Origin of the sequence: Duganella phyllosphaerae (assembly GCF_001758785.1) — a bacterium.
Classification (GTDB): Bacteria; Pseudomonadota; Gammaproteobacteria; order Burkholderiales; family Burkholderiaceae_D; genus Rugamonas; species Rugamonas phyllosphaerae.
The window spans coordinates 26,383-43,129 of the sequence record NZ_LROM01000112.1; the positions used below are offsets into that span (position 1 = coordinate 26,383).

General features: G+C 62.9%; 15 protein-coding genes. 11 read left to right on the top strand and 4 right to left on the bottom strand.

Features of this window, described 5'->3' with window-relative positions:
- Nucleotides 1-32: 32 nt before the first annotated feature.
- Together DUPY_RS20045 and DUPY_RS20050 are read right to left on the bottom strand one after the other, a co-directional pair.
- A complete protein-coding gene (locus DUPY_RS20045; RefSeq protein ID WP_070250452.1) occupies nucleotides 33-1,886 on the bottom strand; it encodes a CHASE domain-containing protein in 1,854 nt (617 codons plus the stop codon).
- A 149-nt stretch (nucleotides 1,887-2,035) separates the two neighbouring features.
- Nucleotides 2,036-3,802, bottom strand: a complete 1,767-nt coding sequence (locus DUPY_RS20050) for a glutamine--tRNA ligase/YqeY domain fusion protein (protein WP_070250454.1) — start codon at nucleotides 3,800-3,802, stop codon at nucleotides 2,036-2,038.
- A 183-nt stretch (nucleotides 3,803-3,985) separates the two neighbouring features.
- On the opposite strand from DUPY_RS20050, the gene DUPY_RS20055 reads away from it, so the two are divergent.
- Genes DUPY_RS20055 through DUPY_RS20070 form a run of 4 tightly spaced genes read left to right on the top strand, consistent with a single transcriptional unit; the run spans nucleotide 3,986 to nucleotide 6,501 of the window.
- Entirely contained in the window at nucleotides 3,986-4,279 is a 294-nt protein-coding gene (locus DUPY_RS20055; protein ID WP_056137364.1) for a DnaJ domain-containing protein, read from the top strand.
- Between the two features lie 29 nt (nucleotides 4,280-4,308).
- The gene (locus DUPY_RS20060; protein ID WP_070250456.1) at nucleotides 4,309-4,809 is read left to right on the top strand and encodes a hypothetical protein; all 501 of its coding nucleotides are present in this window, start codon (nucleotides 4,309-4,311) and stop codon (nucleotides 4,807-4,809) included.
- 1 nt (nucleotide 4,810) lies between these two features.
- On the top strand, nucleotides 4,811-5,584 hold the full coding sequence (locus DUPY_RS20065) for a hypothetical protein (RefSeq protein WP_070250458.1): 774 nt from the start codon (nucleotides 4,811-4,813) through the stop codon (nucleotides 5,582-5,584).
- 14 nt (nucleotides 5,585-5,598) lie between these two features.
- On the top strand, nucleotides 5,599-6,501 hold the full coding sequence (locus DUPY_RS20070) for a hypothetical protein (protein WP_070250460.1): 903 nt from the start codon (nucleotides 5,599-5,601) through the stop codon (nucleotides 6,499-6,501).
- A 105-nt stretch (nucleotides 6,502-6,606) separates the two neighbouring features.
- Here the strand turns inward: DUPY_RS20070 and DUPY_RS20075 are convergent, their stop codons facing one another.
- Complete coding sequence (locus DUPY_RS20075; RefSeq protein ID WP_070250466.1) at nucleotides 6,607-7,509, bottom strand: LysR substrate-binding domain-containing protein; 903 nt, start codon at nucleotides 7,507-7,509, stop codon at nucleotides 6,607-6,609.
- 104 nt (nucleotides 7,510-7,613) lie between these two features.
- Here DUPY_RS20075 and DUPY_RS20080 point away from each other — a divergent pair, with 104 nt between their 5' ends.
- Together DUPY_RS20080 and DUPY_RS20085 are read left to right on the top strand one after the other, a co-directional pair.
- A complete protein-coding gene (locus DUPY_RS20080; RefSeq protein WP_070250468.1) occupies nucleotides 7,614-8,870 on the top strand; it encodes an MFS transporter in 1,257 nt (418 codons plus the stop codon).
- Between the two features lie 117 nt (nucleotides 8,871-8,987).
- Nucleotides 8,988-9,338 (top strand): hypothetical protein, encoded by a 351-nt coding sequence (locus DUPY_RS20085; protein ID WP_070250470.1) that lies wholly within the window; start codon nucleotides 8,988-8,990, stop codon nucleotides 9,336-9,338.
- A 6-nt stretch (nucleotides 9,339-9,344) separates the two neighbouring features.
- Here DUPY_RS20085 and DUPY_RS20090 read toward each other — a convergent pair whose 3' ends face one another.
- Entirely contained in the window at nucleotides 9,345-10,574 is a 1,230-nt protein-coding gene (locus DUPY_RS20090) for a CaiB/BaiF CoA transferase family protein (RefSeq protein ID WP_070250472.1), read from the bottom strand.
- 108 nt (nucleotides 10,575-10,682) lie between these two features.
- Between DUPY_RS20090 and ugpQ the strand changes: the two genes are divergently transcribed.
- The 5 genes from ugpQ (at nucleotide 10,683) to DUPY_RS20115 (ending at nucleotide 16,502) form a co-directional block, all read left to right on the top strand.
- The gene (ugpQ, locus tag DUPY_RS20095) at nucleotides 10,683-11,435 is read left to right on the top strand and encodes a glycerophosphodiester phosphodiesterase (protein ID WP_070250474.1); all 753 of its coding nucleotides are present in this window, start codon (nucleotides 10,683-10,685) and stop codon (nucleotides 11,433-11,435) included.
- Between the two features lie 70 nt (nucleotides 11,436-11,505).
- Nucleotides 11,506-14,115: an alanine--tRNA ligase gene (gene alaS / locus DUPY_RS20100; protein WP_070250476.1), complete on the top strand. Its 2,610-nt coding sequence runs from the start codon at nucleotides 11,506-11,508 to the stop codon at nucleotides 14,113-14,115.
- 262 nt (nucleotides 14,116-14,377) lie between these two features.
- The gene (locus tag DUPY_RS20105) at nucleotides 14,378-14,605 is read left to right on the top strand and encodes a sulfurtransferase TusA family protein (protein ID WP_026637260.1); all 228 of its coding nucleotides are present in this window, start codon (nucleotides 14,378-14,380) and stop codon (nucleotides 14,603-14,605) included.
- 198 nt (nucleotides 14,606-14,803) lie between these two features.
- Complete coding sequence (locus DUPY_RS20110; RefSeq protein WP_070250478.1) at nucleotides 14,804-15,553, top strand: electron transfer flavoprotein subunit beta/FixA family protein; 750 nt, start codon at nucleotides 14,804-14,806, stop codon at nucleotides 15,551-15,553.
- 10 nt (nucleotides 15,554-15,563) lie between these two features.
- On the top strand, nucleotides 15,564-16,502 hold the full coding sequence (locus tag DUPY_RS20115; protein WP_070250480.1) for an electron transfer flavoprotein subunit alpha/FixB family protein: 939 nt from the start codon (nucleotides 15,564-15,566) through the stop codon (nucleotides 16,500-16,502).
- The last annotated feature ends 245 nt before the right edge of the window (nucleotides 16,503-16,747 follow it).

Below are 16,747 nucleotides of genomic sequence, written 5' to 3' on the forward strand. Positions count from 1 at the left end.
ACACGTCGAGTTTGCTCTTGCCTAAGTAATACTTATTGATTTTTATCAATATTCGTAAGGAAGTTCCTAGCGGCGTGAGATTTTTCCATGGCGGGGTCCATGACCGGCGCGCCATGTCCGAGCGGAACCGAGATGGAGACCATGGTGCCACCGTTGGGGCCGCCTTGGATGGCGCAGGTGCCGCCCAGCAAGGTGATGCGCTCCTCGATGCCGACCAGGCCGAACGACCCGACCTTGTTGCGGCTGTTGGCGCGCAGGCCAACGCCATTGTCGGTGATGGTCATGGTCAGCATATCGTCCACTTCGGCCAGCTCTACCCGCACCAGGCTGGCACGCGCATGCTGGGCGATATTGCTGAGCGATTCCTGCAAAATGCGGAAGATGGCGGTGGCGCAGCGGTCATCGACGCGGATCTCCTGCTGGTGCTCGATGAACTCGCACATCATGCCCGAACGGGTGCGGAACTGGGCGATCTGCCATTCGACTGCCGGGTTCAGTCCCAGGTCCAGCACGGTGGGCCGCAAGTCGTTGATGATGTGGCGTACGCTCTTGATGGTGCTGTCGATCTGGTGCAGCGTGCCCACCGCGCGCGCGTGCAGGCGCGGATGGCGGTGGCGGGTGCGGGTGGCCAGCAGGTCGGCCTCGATGCGCAGCACCAGCAAGTTTTGCCCGAGGTCGTCGTGGATTTCCCGCGCGATGCGCTTGCGTTCCTGCTCCTTGATCTGGTCGGCGTGGGCGGCCAGGCGGCGCAGCTTGTGGTGCGATTGCTGCAGCCTGGCCTGGCTGTCGCGCAATTCGCTGGTCATTTCCTTGGCCATCGCAATGGCGCGCAGGCGCGACGACGACAGCGTGTGGAACAGCAGGTAAAACATCAGCGTGCCGATGAAGCCGGTGGCCATGGCCAGCCAGGGCAAAAACAGGTCGAAGCGACTGGACCAGGCCCGCTTGGGCGCACTGAACAGGGTGTGCCATTGGCGGCCATGGAAGTCGAGCGGCAGCACCACCGAGTACAGTTGCGAGGGCCGCTCATTCTTGCCCAGCGGCTGGCTGTCGAACAGCAGCGTGTTGCGCGCCATTGGCGCGCTGGCGCTGCCGCCGTCGTACAGGCGCAGCCGCACATCGCGCACCTGCATCTGCTCCATGGCCAGTTGCACCAGCCGTGGCACGCTGAAGCCGATGCCCACCGAGCCAATGAAATTGGCGCGGCGCTGCTCGACCGTCTCGCGCGGCGCGCCGTGCCGGTACAGGGCCAGCCGCAGCGCCATGCCGCCGCCGCCCTGGCCCAGGCTATTCATTTCAATCAACTGGCCCGACGTGCTCACTTCGCCGGTATCGCGCGCACGCGCCAGCGACTCGGCCACGGCCGGGCGGGCGGCGATATTCAGGCCGACCCGGTCGCGGAACCTGGCGATTGGCTCGATCATCGTAATCACCGAATAATCGGGCCGACGGTCGCGCGGACGGATCTCGAAAGCGGGATAGCCGTCCGCCCTGCCGTCGCCGCTGTGGCGGGCGGCCTGCTCGAAGGTGTCGCGACCGGCATCGGTGAGGTAGGGGCAATAGTTGATGCCGTCAAGAGCAGGGTAGTGCTGCGGTAATTGCAGCCCGCTCACGAAACGGTGGAAATCGGCGGGGGTGATGTTGTCGCTGGCGTCAAAAAAACTGGCGGTGGCGCGCAACACGTTGGTATACGAATCGATATGCGCGCTGATGTGGTACTGGGCATTGCGCGCCTGGTGCATGAAGCGAGCTTTGCCGTCGTATTCGACCGCGTGGTCGGCGGCCACGTAGCACAATGCACCCACAGCCAGCGAGAGCAGGATGCCCGCCCACCACACCGGTTTCGACGGGGAAAACCATTGCCGTTGCGCGAGAAATCCCACCATTGCCACTGCCTTTCAGAGGTCTCGCAGGTCCGCAGAATATAGCTAATTTTTCACGAGTGTTGACTATAGAAAATATCTGTTATGCAAGTCAAGTAAAAAGAGGCCGGCGCTCCCCGCAGGAGGCGCCGGCCCCTGGCAGCGAGCGCTATTTACTTGGCGACGAAACTGTCCTTGAGCGTGACGATGCGGTTGAACACCGGCTTGCCTGGCTGCGAGTCGACGCGATCGGCAACAAAATAACCGTGACGTTCGAACTGGTAGCGCTGGTCCGGCAAGGCCGCGCTCATGCCCGGCTCCAGGTAGGCGGTAATCGTTTCCAGCGCGTTCGGGTTCAGCAATTGCGTGAAGTCCTTGCCGCCGGCATCCGGGTGCGGGTCGTTGAACAGGCGCTCGAACAAACGCACTTCGGCTGGCAGGGCGGTGGCGCTTGATACCCAGTGAATATTGCCCTTGACCTTGTAGTTGTCCGAGCCGGGCGTGCCCGACTTGGAGTCCGGGAAATAGTTGACGTGCACCGCCACCACTTTGCCGTTCTCGTCCTTGTCAAAACCGGTGCATTCGGTCACATAGCCGTGGCGCAGGCGTACCCGGCTGCCCGGCTTGTCGTCGCTCGGCGGCGAGTAGCGGAAATAGCCCTTGCTCGGCACTTCCATGAAGTCTTCTTCCTCGATCCACAACTCGCGCGTGATCGGGAAGGTGCGCACGCCCATTTCCGGGTGGTGCGGATGGACCGGCGACGTGCATTCTTCGCTCAGGCCTTCAGGGTAGTTGTCGATGATCAGCTTGAGCGGACGCAGCACGGCAGTGGCGCGCGGCGCCTTCGGATCGAGGTCTTCGCGCAGGCAGCCTTCGAGCGTGCTCATGTCGATCCAGCTGTCGGCCTTGGTCACGCCGATGCGTTCGCAGAACAGCTGGATCGCTTCGGGCGTGTAACCACGGCGGCGCAGGCCGACGATGGTGGGCATGCGCGGGTCGTCCCAGCCATTGACAATGCCGTCTTCGACCAGTTGCCGCAGCTTGCGCTTGCTCATCACCACGTAGGTGAGGTTGAGGCGTGAGAATTCGTACTGGTGCGGCACCGGCAGCTTGAAGAAACCCCCTTTCGAGAGGGTAGCCAGCACCCAGTCGTAGAACGGCCGGTGGTCCTGGAACTCCAGCGTGCACAGCGAATGGGTGATGTTTTCCAGCGCGTCCGAAATCGGGTGGGTGTAGTCGTACATCGGGTAGATGCACCAGGCGTCGCCAGTGCGCACGTGGTGGGCGTGGCGGATGCGGTACAGCGCCGGGTCGCGCAGGTTCATGTTCGGCGACGACATGGCGTCTTCGCTGACCTTGGCGCGCAGGATGTGCTCGCCGTCAGCGTACTTGCCGGCTTTCATGTCGCGGAAGATTTGCAGCGATTCGGCCACCGGGCGGTTGCGGAACGGCGAATCCTTGCCGGGCGTATTGAAATTGCCGCGATTGGCCGCCATATCGTCTGCCGACTGGCTGTCCACGTAAGCGTAACCCTGCTCGATCAGGTACTCGGCCATCGCGTACAACTGGTCGAAGTAGTCCGAGGCGTAGTGCAGGTGGTGTTCCACGGTGCCGTCGGCCTTGGGGTAATCGTAGTTGAAGCCCAGCCATTTCACGCTGTCGATGATGGTGTCGACGTACTCCTGCTCTTCCTTGGCCGGGTTGGTGTCGTCGAAGCGCAGGTGGCAGCGGCCCTGGTAGTCGCGCGCCAGGCCGAAATTGAGGCAAATCGACTTGGCGTGGCCCACGTGCAGGTAGCCATTGGGTTCCGGCGGAAAGCGGGTGATCACGGTGGGCAGGTCGTCGCGCGCATAGGTGCCGGCTGCCTGGTCGTGGTCGATGATCGCACGCAGGAAGTTCGAGGTCGGTTCTGGCGTCGGGCTTTTTTTATCGTTGCTCATCTGGAAGATTGACTTGAAGAAGTTCGTGTAAAGGCCATTTTACCGTATCCCCCGGGCGCGCCGAGGGGAAATGCTGCATTGCGGCGACCGGTCGCGAGTGCAGCCATGAGCAAGCCGGGAGCGGGCAGGGCGCGACAGGTATAATTCGCCTTTGGTTCATCACATTGTTTCGGAGTTTCCCAAATGGAAAATCACTACAACACGCTGGGAATCGCGCCGAACGCCACCGAGGACGAGATCAAGAAGATTTATCGTTCGCTGGCGATGCGTTTTCACCCGGACCGTAACCAGGCGCCCGGCGCCGAGGCGCGCTTCAAGGCCATCACCAAGGCCTATGAAATCCTGTCGGACCCGGTCAAGCGCGAAGAATACAACCAGAGCGTGAATCACCGCATCATCATCGATGCCGAGGCCGAGGCTTACCAGCTGTGGCGCTCCCTGTTCAGCCTGCATGGCACGACGTTGCCAGCCGCCTGACCGCATCACATCATAACGAAAGCAAGAACATGAGAAAAGTACACCCGGAGTTCGCCTACCAGTCGCGTGAGCTCGAAGGCCAGATCGACGGCATCCTGGGCGACCCGCCCGACCGCAAGAACTACCAGCGCATGATCGATGCCCTGGTGGACGAGTACGCCACTGGCGGCGGCATCGAGGATGTCAACATGCTGGCTTTTGCGCTGGTCGATGCGCTCGAGTTCTCGGACCCGAAAGGCCTGCTGGCCGAAGCGGGCGATTACGAGTTCGGCGACGCCACGCGCGTGTTCGCCATGGCGTCGTGCAAGGGCGAGGCGGCTGGCCGCATGTACGCCGCCTTGCAGGAAAATATGCCCGACCTGGCGCGCCAGGCCATCATCACCGCCTTCCTGTTTAAAAATCCGCGCAAGTGGGACGACGACGACCAGTCGCTCGAGCAACTGTCGGCCAACGACGATGGCGACGATATCGAAGACGAAGACAACGCGACCGACGATTTTGCGCAAATGTTCGACAAGGATGGAGATTGATATGTCCGACCAAACCCGCAATCTGCCCGCGCTGAGCAAGCAAGTGACCGAACTGGTGCTGGCCGGCTCGCTGGGCCATGCCGAGCAGGCCTTTGCCGACGCCGCCGACCAGTACGGCGACCTGGCCGTGGTGGAAGTGCTGTCCAGCATCCCGCCGCAAGTGACTGCCTTGCACATGGCCGGTTTCGACGGCGGCAAGATGTCGCTGGCCACGTTGCTGGTGCCGCCCAAGGCCTGGGCCGACAGCCTGGCCTTTATCGCCGCCACCTGGCCCGACGACCAGATCGAGGACGATCCCGAGCGCATCGCCGAGTCGCTGTTCGCCCACGTCCACGGCGTGGTGTTTGCCACCGACGACGAAGAGCGCCGCAACGAACTGCTGGCGGCCGCATCGGCGCCCGACCATGGCGCCACCATGTTCGCGATCCTGTTCTCGATGGCGCCCAAGGAAATCCTCGAAGTCGCTGGCGAGATCATCGCCAAGGGCCCGTACCTGACCGGACAGACCTCGTCCGACAACGACGTGGTACCGCTGGCGATCGCGCTGGCGCAGGCGTCGGAAGACGGCTGGGACCGCGCCTTGTTCGAGCTGTTCCCGGAGTTCCGCCACAGCGCCGACCTGGCCGACGCCGAGTTCAACGACGACCCGGACGAAGAGCAGAACTTCCTGCAACGCTCGACCAAGGAACTGCTGTACCGCCTGCGCAAGCAAGTGCCGTCCACGCGCGTGGTCAAGACGTCGCGCCGCAGTGTCGGCACCGGCATTTTCTCGTGATGGAACGCTGACCCATGCTGCCAGCAATCGTCAAAGAAAACCTGCCGCGCTTAACGCGCGCGATCCAGAAACTGGCCACCGAGTCCGATCTCGACCTTGACCCTGACGCCGCCTACACGCTGGCCGACGAACTGACCGGCATCACCGCCATGGTGGCCGAAAAGTTCACCAACGACCGCACCGCCGACGGCATCCAGAAGGCCTTGCAGCTGACGGTGGGCGCGGTGTCGCTGGGGCTTGACCATGCGTTGCCGGAAGCGGACGAGGGCAGCGACGATCCCGATCTCGACGCCCTCGATCTGTTGATCGAGGAGGGCGCCGAGCACGCGTTCCAGATCGGTTTCCGCCTGATCAAGGAGCTGTCGGCCTTGCCCGAAGATTCCCTGGTCGGCGAATACGATACCGACCCGGTGTACGCGGCGCGTCGGCTGCGCGACCTGTTCGTCGACCTGTGCCAGACCGATCCCAATCAGAACTGGAACGGCAGCGACCGCTACGTGGTAATGCTCAAGCAGCGCAAGGAAGTGCAGGCCATCGTGCGCCTGGCCAACTGGCTGCGCCGCCACCACAGCGAAGGCCCGGTGGCCGATACCGACTTGAATGCCGAGGGCGTGATCGCGCTGGCGATCATTTTCGCGGTGGAAGGCGGGGGCAGGGTGATCGCGCGGACCGGCCAGAAGGAGTTCGAGCGCTTCGTCAAATCGGTGCGCAAGAACAAGCCCGACTTCGAAGAAGGCTGGGCTGCGCTGGTGGCAGCCGTGCCGGTGCAACACCACCCGGTGCTGCTCGACCGTATCGCCAGTTACCGCGAGACGTGCACGGTGCTGCAACATATTCGTGGCCGTACCGCGATGAAGACCTTGTTTGCGGAACTGGAGAATTATGCGGGCTCGGAGCTCGATGCCGATTATTCGTAAAGCAATTGGATTCCCGCCTGCGCGGGAATGACGGAGTTACGTCTAACAATAATCGTGATTCCGCATCGGCGGACCGCCGCGCAGCCGGGAATCCAATTCGGCCCCTCAGCCCGCAGTCTCGACAGCCACTTCCTCGGCCACCGCCACGAACCCCGCCACCAGCGGCGAAATCTCGTCCGTGCGCCGCGCCAGCAGCAGCGCCGTATTGGCCTCGGGATCGGCCAGTGGCCGGTAACACACGCCGCCCAGGCGGATAATCTCGAACGAACTCGGTAACACCGAAATGCCGCTGCCGGCCGCCACCAGGCCGATGATGGTCGAGCCTTCCGCCGCCTCCACCGCGATGTTCGGCACAAACCCCGCCTCCTTGCATAAGCGGAAAATCTGCGGGTGGATGCCGGTGCCGGCCGTCTTCGGGAACATCACCAGCGGTAACCCCTTGAGGTCGCTGATCGCAATCGCCTGCTTGTGCGCCAGCGGGTGTTCGACCGGCAACACCAGTACCAGCGGATCGCGCCGCAGCACGGTCAACTCCACGCCATCGGGCAGCGCCTGCTCGGGTGGCCGCACCAGGCCCAGGTCGAGCCGGCGGTCGACAATCGCGTCGAGCTGCTCGAAGGTGGACTGCTCGTGCAGGGTCAACGTTACGCCAGGATAGCGCTGGCGGTAGCGGTTGATCACGGTGGCGAACAACGGCGTCAACGGCGTGGAAAAGGTAAAGCCGACGCGCAGTTCGCCGGCCTCACCGCGTTCGGCCCGGCGCGCCGTCTGCTTCGCCTGCTCCGACAACGCCAGCACGCGCCGGGCATCGTCGAGAAACAGCTTGCCCGCTTCCGTCAGCCGCACCCAGCGCTTGCTGCGTTCGAGCAGTTGCGCGCCCACTTCGGCTTCCAGCATCTGGATCTGGTGACTGAGCGGCGGCTGGCCGATGTGCAGGCGCTCGGCGGCGCGGGTAAAACTGAGCTCTTCGGCGACGGCAACGAAGTAGCGGAGATGGCGCAATTCCATGGCTGTTATCTTTTTAAAGTATGACTAACGACTTAAATATATATTGGACAGTCGTATCGTGCAATCCTAAGATGGTTTATCGCCTTCGCTTCAGATTGCTTGCCATGTCCACCGCAGCCACCGCCACCATCACGTCGCCATTGCCTTCGCAGCCCAAGCCGGCGCCGCGCATCGCCGCTGGCACCGCCGACTTCAAGCGCAGCAACCGCGCCATGTTCTTCGGCGGCTTTTCGTGCTTTGCGCTGCTGTACTGCGTGCAGCCGTTGATGCCCTTGCTGTCGCACGAGTTCGCGCTGAGCGCGGCGCAAAGCAGTCTCGCATTGTCGATCTCGACCGCCGCGCTGGCCGTGTCGCTGGTGGTCTCGAGCGCGATTTCCGAGCGGCTCGGCCGCAAACCGTTGATGGTGGCTGCCATGGCGATCGCCGCCGTGATGACGGTGCTGTGCGCATTCGCCCACAACTACCACCAGCTGCTGGCCATGCGCGCCCTGCTGGGCGTGGCCCTCGGCGGCATGCCGGCGATTGCCATGGCCTACCTGGGCGAGGAAATCGAGCCGACGTCGCTGGGCCTGTCGATGGGCTTGTACATCAGCGGCAGCGCCTTTGGCGGCATGGCGGGCCGGGGGATCACGTCGGTATTGAGCGACCATTTTTCGTGGCGGCTGGCGGTCGGTATCGTCGGCGTGGCCGGCATCCTGGCGGCGTGGGAGTTCTGGCGCAGCCTGCCGGCGTCGCGCCACTTCGCGCCCTCGAACGGCGGCTGGCGTACCTTGCCGGCCGGCTTCAAGCTGCACCTGAGCGACGCCGGCCTGCCGTGGATGTTTGCGCTGGCCTTCCTGCTGATGGGCGCATTTGTCAGCCTGTACAACTACATTGCTTACCGCCTGCTCGGTGCGCCGTTCGGCCTGAGCCAGAGCCTGGTGGGCATGGTGTCGTTCCTGTATCTGCTGGGCATTTACAGCTCGGTGTGGGCCGGCAAGCTGGCCGACCGGTTCGGCCGTCGCCACGTGTTGTGGGCGGTGATGGCGCTGATGCTGACCGGGTTGCTGCTCACGCTGTCGAACTGGCTGCCGCTGATCATTGCCGGCGTGGCGCTGTTTACCTACGGCTTTTTCGCCACGCACTCGGTGGCCAGCAGCTGGGTGGGGCGGCGCGCACTGTCCAACAAGGCGCTCGCTTCGGCGTTGTATCTGTTCTTCTACTACCTCGGTTCGAGCGTGGTGGGTTCGGCCACCGGTGTGATGTGGGAGCGCAGCGGCTGGCCGGGCGTGGTGATGGTGCTGGGCGCCTCGCTGGGCCTGGGCTTGCTGGTGGCGCTGCGCCTGCGCAGCCTGGCGCCGCTGGGCGCTGCCGAGAAATGAGATGGCGCAGAAGCGCTCTGATCCACGTCAATAAATAATACGGAATCTGTCGGCCGCAGCCGGTGTCGAATCAAGATGGGAGCGCTGTTCGTTCCCTCTTCTTTCGGGAGTGACACCATGCAGCCCAACAATGAGCGCAACAACGACCGCAGCGACAATATCCAACGCCGTTTCCATCTGCTCGAACAAGCGATCGGCCAGGCCGCCGAGGCCAGCTCGGCCGAACCTCAACTCCCCAGCGAACTGCGCGACAGCATCCAGCGCGTGGACCGCCTGGGCGACACCGCGCGCGACATCCTGCAAACAGGTGACCCGGCCCGCATCCGCAAATTGCTCGCCGACATGACCACCTCTGCCGAACGCGCCCGCCGCGTGTGCACCAACCTGCCGCAGCTGTCGGCCCAGATCCGCGGCGCGGTCAGCCACATGGTCAGCCAGATCCAGGAGTTGAAGCGGGATTTGCAGTAGTCGGCCTTAAAGCACACCCTTGGCGCGCAGCGCGGCTATCTCGGCGTCGCTGTGGCCCAGCAAGTCGCGCACGATGTCCTCGGTATGCTGGCCCAGCAGCGGCGGCGCCACGGCATTGTCCGCCGGCGAGGCCGACAGGCGCATCGGATTGCGTACCAGCTTGACGGTGCCGGCGGTGGGGTGCGGCACTTCGGTGACGATGCCGCGCGCCAGCACTTGCGGGTTGCTGTACACGTCGTCGAGGTTGTTGATCGGGCCGCAGGGCACGCCCACTGCTTCGAGCTGGTCGATCCAGAACGCGCGCGACTGGCGCAACACCATCTCGGCCAGCAGCGGCACCAGTTCCTCGCGGTGCTTGACGCGCAGCGGATTGGTGGCGTAGCGCTCGTGCAAGGCCAGGTCGGCGCGGCCGCCCACCTCGACGAATTTCTGGTACTGGCCGTCGTTGCCGGTGGCGACGATGATGTAGCCATCGGAACAGGCAAAGGTCTGATAAGGCACGATGTTCGGATGCGCATTGCCCCAGCGCTTGGGGGGCTTGCCGCTGTTGAGGTAGTTGCTGCCCATATTGGCCAGCATGGCCACCTGCACGTCGAGCAGCGCCATGTCGATGTACTGGCCTTCGCCGCTGCGGTCGCGGTGGGTCAGCGCCGCCATGATGGCGATGGTGGCATACATGCCGGTCATCAGGTCGGTCAGCGCCACGCCGGCTTTTTGCGGGCCGCCGCCGGGCAGGTCGTCGCGTTCGCCGGTCACCGACATCAGGCCGCCCATGCCCTGGATCAGGAAATCATAGCCGGCGCGGTGGGCGTACGGGCCATCCTGGCCGAAACCGGTCACCGAGCAATAGACGATATCGGGCTTGATGGCCTTGAGCGACTCGTAATCGAGGCCGTAGCGTTTCAGCTGGCCGACCTTGTAGTTTTCCAGCACCACGTCGCAGTGGACCACCAGTTCGCGCAGCAGGGCCTGGCCGTCAACGCTGGCGATGTCGATCGTCACCGAGCGCTTGCCGCGGTTGGCGGCCAGGTAATAGGCGGCTTCGGTGGTGTCGTTGCCGTCGGCGTCTTTGGCGTAGGGCGGGCCCCAGGCGCGGGTGTCGTCGCCGTTGCCGGGGCGTTCGATCTTGATCACGTCGGCGCCCAGGTCGGCCAGGTTTTGCGAACACCAGGGGCCGGCCAGCACGCGGCTCAGGTCCAGCACGCGGAGGTGGCCCAGCGCTTTCGGTAAAGTCATTGTTATCTCTCTTTGGTCAGTCGTCTCGCCCGCCAGTGTAGTGTCTGGGGCACGATCGTGATAGTGTCGTGGTTCCGTCCCTCCCAATTCCATCACTAATTCGGCATCATGTGGCCCTATCCTAAAATTGTTGCGCATCGCGGCGGCGGCACCCTGGCGCCGGAAAACACGGTGGCCGGCTTGCGCGCCGGCCGCGCTTACGGTTTCCATGCTGTCGAGTTCGATGTGATGCTGTCGAAAGACGGCATCGGCATGGTCATGCACGACCCCGATTTCGGCCGTACCGTGGCCGGTGCCGGCCAGGTCGCGCATACGCTGGCGCGCGACCTGGCGGCGATGGATGCGGGCAGCTGGCACAGCGCGCAGTTTGCGGGCGAACCGGTGCCGTACTACACCCAGTTCATCGATTACTGCAAAGAGCAGGGCATCTGGATGAACGTCGAGATCAAGCCCGCCGACGGTTTTGCCGCAGCCACCGGCGCCTGGGTGGCGCGCGTGACGCGCGACTCTTACGCGGACGAGATTGCCGCTGGCGACATGGCCCAGGTGCCGTTGCTGTCCTCGTTCAGCATGGAGGCCCTGGCCGCCGCCCGCGACGCCGCCCCCGACGTACCGCGCGCCTGGCTGCTCGACCGTATCCCCGCAGACTGGCAGGAGCAGGCCAGGGCGCTGCAGGCGGTGTCCATCAACACCAATCACCAGCATTTAACCCTGGAGTTGGCCGCCAGCATCAAGGCTGCCGGTTTTGGCCTGTTTTGCTACACCGTCAACGATCCGGACCGGGCCAGGGAAATCCTGTTGTGGGGCGTGGACGGCTTTTGCACGGACCGCATCGATTTGATCGGCCCGGCATTCGCCTGAGACCCTGCCGTAGTGGACGTCATATATAATCAACCCTTTGCATCTGCCAGCTACCCTCCCTGCATACGACATGAAATCATCTGAAATCCGCGAGAAGTTCCTCAAGTTTTTTGAATCCAAGGGTCACACGATTGTCCGTTCCAGCCCGCTGGTACCTGGCAATGATCCGACCATGCTGCTCACCAACAGCGGCATGGTGCAATTCAAGGACGTTTTCCTTGGCCTCGATACGCGCCCGTATTCGCGCGCGACTTCCGTGCAGCGCTGCGTGCGCGCCGGCGGCAAGCACAACGACCTGGAAAACGTCGGCTACACCGCGCGTCACCACACGTTCTTCGAAATGCTGGGCAACTTCAGCTTCGGCGACTATTTCAAGCGCGACGCCATCCAGTACGCCTGGGAACTGCTGACCAAGGTCTACGGCCTGCCAGCTGAAAAGCTCACCGTCACCGTCTACTTCGAAGATGACGAGGCCTACGACATCTGGGCCAACGAGATCGGCGTGCCGACAGAGCGCATCATCCGTATCGGCGACAACAAGGGTTCGCGCTACGCGTCCGACAACTTCTGGCAGATGGCCGACGTGGGTCCGTGCGGCCCGTGCACCGAGATCTTCTATGACCACGGCGCCGACATCTGGGGCGGCCCCCCCGGCTCGGCCGAGGAAGACGGCGACCGCTTCATCGAAATCTGGAACCTGGTGTTCATGCAGTTCAACCGCGACGAAGCGGGCAATATGAACAAGCTGCCCAAGCCATGCGTCGATACCGGCATGGGCATGGAGCGCCTGGCCGCCGTGCTGCAACACGTGCACAGCAACTACGAAATCGACCTGTTCCAGAACCTGATCAAGGCTGCCGCGCGCGAAACCGGCGCCACCGACATGGAATCGAAGTCGCTGCGCGTGATTGCCGACCACATCCGCGCCGCCTCGTTCCTGATCGTCGACGGCATCATCCCTGGTCCGGAAGGCCACGGTTACGTGCTGCGCCGCATCATCCGCCGCGCGCTGCGTCACGGCCACAAGCTGGGCCAGACCAAGCCGTTCTTCTACAAGCTGGTGGCAGACCTCAACATCGAGATGGGCGTGGCTTACCCGGAACTGGCCGAAGCCCGCGACCGCGTCGCTGCCACGCTGAAAGCCGAGGAAGAGCGTTTCGGCGAAACGCTGGAAAACGGCATGAAGATCCTGGAAGCGCAGCTGGCCAAGGATCCGACCAAGCTCGACGGCGGTACCGCGTTTACCCTGTACGACACCTACGGCTTCCCGCTGGACCTGACCGCCGACATCTGCCGCGAGCGCAACATCACGCTCGACGAAGCAGGTTTCAACGCCGCCATGGAACAGCAAAAGAAAACCGCGCGCGCGGCCGGCAAGTTCAAGATGGCTGCCAACGTCGAATACACGGGCGAAAAGACCAGGTTCGTCGGTTACGACGACATGAGCGTCAACTCGAAAGTCATCGCGCTGTACGCCAATGGCGTCTCGGTGCAGGAACTCAAACAAGGCGAGTCGGGCATCGTGGTGCTCGACACCACGCCGTTCTACGCCGAATCGGGCGGCCAGGTCGGTGACCAGGGCGCCATCAAGGCGACCGGCGCCCTGTTCGACGTGGAAGACACGCTGAAAATCCAGGCCGACGTCTTCGGCCAGCACGGCGTGCTGACCGAGGGCAGCCTGAAAGTGGGCGACGCGGTGTCGGCCGAAGTGGACCTGCACAAGCGCGGCCGCACCATCCGCAACCACTCGGCTACCCACCTCATGCACAAAGCCCTGCGCGAAGTGCTGGGCGGCCACGTGGCGCAAAAAGGCTCGCTGGTCGATCCGGACAAAACCCGTTTCGACTTCAGCCACAACGCACCGTTGACGGCCGAGCAGATCGCCGAAGTGGAAGCCAAGGTCAATAAAGAGATCCTGGAAAACCACGCGACGAAGGCCCAGCACATGTCGTTCGACGACGCCGTCAAACATGGCGCCATGGCGCTGTTCGGCGAGAAGTACGGCGACGAAGTGCGCGTGCTCGACATCGGCACCTCGAAAGAGCTGTGCGGCGGTGTGCACGTGCAGCGTACCGGCGATATCGGCCTGTTCAAGATCATCGGCGAAGGCGGCGTTGCTGCCGGCATCCGCCGCGTGGAAGCGGTGACGGGCGAGGGCGCGCTGGCGCTGGTGCAAGGCATGGCGCGCAAGCTCGGCGATGCTGCAGCTGCGTTCAAGGCTAATCCGGACGAGCTCCTGTTCAAGATCGGCGCCGTGCAGGATCAGGTGAAATCGCTGGAAAAAGAACTGGCGGCACTGAAGTCGAAACTGGCTTCGGGCCAGGGCGACGAATTGGCCACCAAGGCGGTCGACGTCAACGGCATCAAGGTGCTGGCAGCGGTGCTGGAAGGCGCCGATGTGGCCACCCTGCGCGAGACCATGGACAAGCTCAAGGACAAGCTCAAGACCGCCGCCATCGTGCTCGCCGCCGTCAACGACGGCAAGGTGAGCCTGATTGCCGGTGTGACGGCGGACGCCACGGCCAAGGTCAAGGCCGGTGAACTGGTGAACTTCGTTGCACAACAAGTGGGCGGAAAAGGCGGCGGACGCCCCGATATGGCGCAGGCCGGCGGTACCGATCCAAGCGGTTTGCCGAACGCGCTGGCAGGTGTTGCCGCATGGATTGGTGGCCGGGCGTAATCACGCTTTTGAGTGCTAATCTGCAAGTAAGCCTGTAGAATCAGGGATAACGACGGCCCGCGTGTCAAGCGCGGGCCGTTGTTGTTTGAAAGACCTGATTGTATACTTGCAAGTTCCCGTTGCAGAATTGCAACGAGCTGCGAACTATTTTGGTGCAGCGCGTCAAGAGCTGCGAAAAGGAGTAGTATTGCGAAAATGCCTTACTACTTCCTAGCTAACTAGCGGGTTCAAGATGACCGACACGATACTAGACAACGAAATCATGGAATTCCACATGGAACTCGATGCGCGCGAACTGCACTGTCCGCTGCCGATCCTCAAGGCTAAAAAAGCCCTGGCGGAACTGCAAAGCGGCGAAGTGCTGCGCATCATGGCAACCGATCCTGGCTCCGTTCGCGACTTCCAGGCTTTCGCCAAACAAACCGGCAACGCACTGCTCTCGCACGTGCAAACGGGCCGCGAATTCGTCTTTTTGATGCGCCGCAAATAAGTTTTTCGCTGTTCATCCCCTACCCAGCATTGCAAATGGAATAATCGTCTAAATGAGTTTTTAGACGATTTCCACTAACTAAAAATCGCACGATCGTGCTTTAATTTATTGTGTCCGGCGGATTTCTCATATAATCTAGCCCACTAATTTGGATCGTTTGTTTAGATCGTTATTCACTATTTTCCCAAAGGCACAGCTATGAAAGTCTTGGTACCCGTCAAACGCGTGGTCGACTACAACGTCAAGGTGCGCGTCAAATCGGACGGCACCGGCGTCGATATCGCCAATGTCAAAATGTCGATGAACCCGTTCGACGAGATCGCGCTGGAAGAAGCCACGCGCCTCAAGGAAGCCGGCAAGGTCACCGAAGTGGTGGCGATCTCGTGCGGCGTGGACAAGTGCCAGGAAACCCTGCGCACCGGCATGGCCATCGGCGCCGATCGCGGCATCCTGGTGCAGACCGACGTGGAACTGGAACCGCTGGCAGTGGCCAAGCTGATCAAGGCGCTGGCCGACAAGGAGCAACCGCAACTAATCATCCTGGGCAAGCAGGCCATCGATGACGACTCCAACCAGACCGGCCAGATGCTGGCAGCCTTGCTTGGTTGGCCACAAGCGACGTTCGCGTCGAAAGTGGTGCTCGAAGACGGCAAAGCCACGGTCACCCGCGAAGTGGACGGCGGCCTGGAAACCCTGGCGCTGACCCTGCCGGCGATCATCACCACCGACCTGCGCCTGAACGAGCCGCGCTACGTGACGCTGCCGAACATCATGAAGGCCAAGAAGAAACCGCTGGACGTGACCACGCCGGCAGACCTGGGCGTCGATGTGACCCCGCGCCTGAAAACGCTGAAGGTTGTCGAGCCTGCCAAGCGCTCGGCCGGCATCATCGTGCCGGACGCCGCCACCCTGGTCGCCAAGCTGCGCACCGAAGCCAAAGTCATCTAAAGGAATCATCATGGTCGCATTAGTTATCGCAGAACACGACAACGCCAGCCTGAAAGGCAGCACCCTCCACACCGTGACCGCAGCTGCCCAGTGCGGCGGCGACGTGCACGTGCTGGTGGCCGGTTCCAACGCCGGCGCCGCTGCTGCGGCTGCCGCGCAAATTGCCGGCGTATCGAAAGTCATCGTGGCCGACGCGCCGCACTTCGCCGACGGCCTGGCTGAAAACGTCGCCGAGCAAATCCTGGCGCTGGCCCAGGGCGACGCCTACAGCCACATCCTGGCTCCGGCCACCGCCTACGGCAAGAACATCCTGCCGCGCGTCGCTGCCAAGCTGGACGTGGCGCAGATTTCCGAAATCACCAAGGTCGATGCGCCCGACACCTTCGAGCGCCCGATCTACGCCGGTAACGCCATCGCTTACGTTCAATCGTCCGACAAGATCAAGGTCATCACCGTGCGCGCCACCGGCTTCGACGCTGCAGCCGCCACCGGCGGCACGGCTGCCACCGAGACCGTGACCGCCGTGGCCGATTCCGGCAAGTCGAGTTTCGTCGGCCGCGAGCTGGCCAAGTCCGACCGTCCCGAGCTGACCGCCGCCAAGGTGATCGTTTCCGGTGGCCGTGGCATGGGCTCCGGCGAAGCGTTCAAGGTGCTCGAGCCGCTGGCCGACAAGCTCAACGCCGCCATGGGCGCCTCGCGCGCTGCGGTGGACGCCGGCTATGTGCCGAACGACTGGCAAGTTGGCCAGACCGGCAAGATCGTCGCGCCTAACCTGTACATCGCCGTCGGTATCTCGGGCGCGATCCAGCACCTGGCCGGCATGAAGGATTCGAAAGTGATCGTGGCGATCAACAAGGACCCGGAAGCGCCGATCTTCTCGGTGGCCGATTACGGCATCGTGGGCGACCTGTTCGACGTGGTCCCGCAGCTGGTGGCCGAGCTGGGCTAACGGTTAAATACCAACGTAACAAACGAGCCACGCTGGTTGGGGTAGATGCCTGGCCACCGTGGCTTTTTTTAAACCCGCAGCCAGCGCTCCGTCACCGAACACTACCAACGTCATCCGCGCGAACGCGGGGATCCGTGGTGCGCGTGGACGATGTTGGCGCATGCGGCAGCAAACATGGCTCACAGGTCCTTTGGATCCCCGCATGCGCGAGGATGACGGATTTAGTGCAAGTAAATACGGAGACA

What these genes read in the sequence shown, in the direction of transcription:
- DUPY_RS20075 (WP_070250466.1), bottom strand. Translation starts at nt 7,509, where the DNA reads ATGGAATTGCGCCATCTCCGCTACTTCGTTGCCGTCGCCGAAGAGCTC.
- DUPY_RS20080 (WP_070250468.1), top strand. Translation starts at nt 7,614, where the DNA reads ATGTCCACCGCAGCCACCGCCACCATCACGTCGCCATTGCCTTCGCAG.
- ugpQ (WP_070250474.1), top strand. Translation starts at nt 10,683, where the DNA reads ATGTGGCCCTATCCTAAAATTGTTGCGCATCGCGGCGGCGGCACCCTG.
- DUPY_RS20090 (WP_070250472.1), bottom strand. Translation starts at nt 10,574, where the DNA reads ATGACTTTACCGAAAGCGCTGGGCCACCTCCGCGTGCTGGACCTGAGC.
- DUPY_RS20045 (WP_070250452.1), bottom strand. Translation starts at nt 1,886, where the DNA reads ATGGTGGGATTTCTCGCGCAACGGCAATGGTTTTCCCCGTCGAAACCG.
- DUPY_RS20065 (WP_070250458.1), top strand. Translation starts at nt 4,811, where the DNA reads ATGTCCGACCAAACCCGCAATCTGCCCGCGCTGAGCAAGCAAGTGACC.
- DUPY_RS20115 (WP_070250480.1), top strand. Translation starts at nt 15,564, where the DNA reads ATGGTCGCATTAGTTATCGCAGAACACGACAACGCCAGCCTGAAAGGC.
- DUPY_RS20105 (WP_026637260.1), top strand. Translation starts at nt 14,378, where the DNA reads ATGGAATTCCACATGGAACTCGATGCGCGCGAACTGCACTGTCCGCTG.
- DUPY_RS20085 (WP_070250470.1), top strand. Translation starts at nt 8,988, where the DNA reads ATGCAGCCCAACAATGAGCGCAACAACGACCGCAGCGACAATATCCAA.
- DUPY_RS20055 (WP_056137364.1), top strand. Translation starts at nt 3,986, where the DNA reads ATGGAAAATCACTACAACACGCTGGGAATCGCGCCGAACGCCACCGAG.
- DUPY_RS20070 (WP_070250460.1), top strand. Translation starts at nt 5,599, where the DNA reads ATGCTGCCAGCAATCGTCAAAGAAAACCTGCCGCGCTTAACGCGCGCG.
- DUPY_RS20050 (WP_070250454.1), bottom strand. Translation starts at nt 3,802, where the DNA reads ATGAGCAACGATAAAAAAAGCCCGACGCCAGAACCGACCTCGAACTTC.
- DUPY_RS20110 (WP_070250478.1), top strand. Translation starts at nt 14,804, where the DNA reads ATGAAAGTCTTGGTACCCGTCAAACGCGTGGTCGACTACAACGTCAAG.
- alaS (WP_070250476.1), top strand. Translation starts at nt 11,506, where the DNA reads ATGAAATCATCTGAAATCCGCGAGAAGTTCCTCAAGTTTTTTGAATCC.
- DUPY_RS20060 (WP_070250456.1), top strand. Translation starts at nt 4,309, where the DNA reads ATGAGAAAAGTACACCCGGAGTTCGCCTACCAGTCGCGTGAGCTCGAA.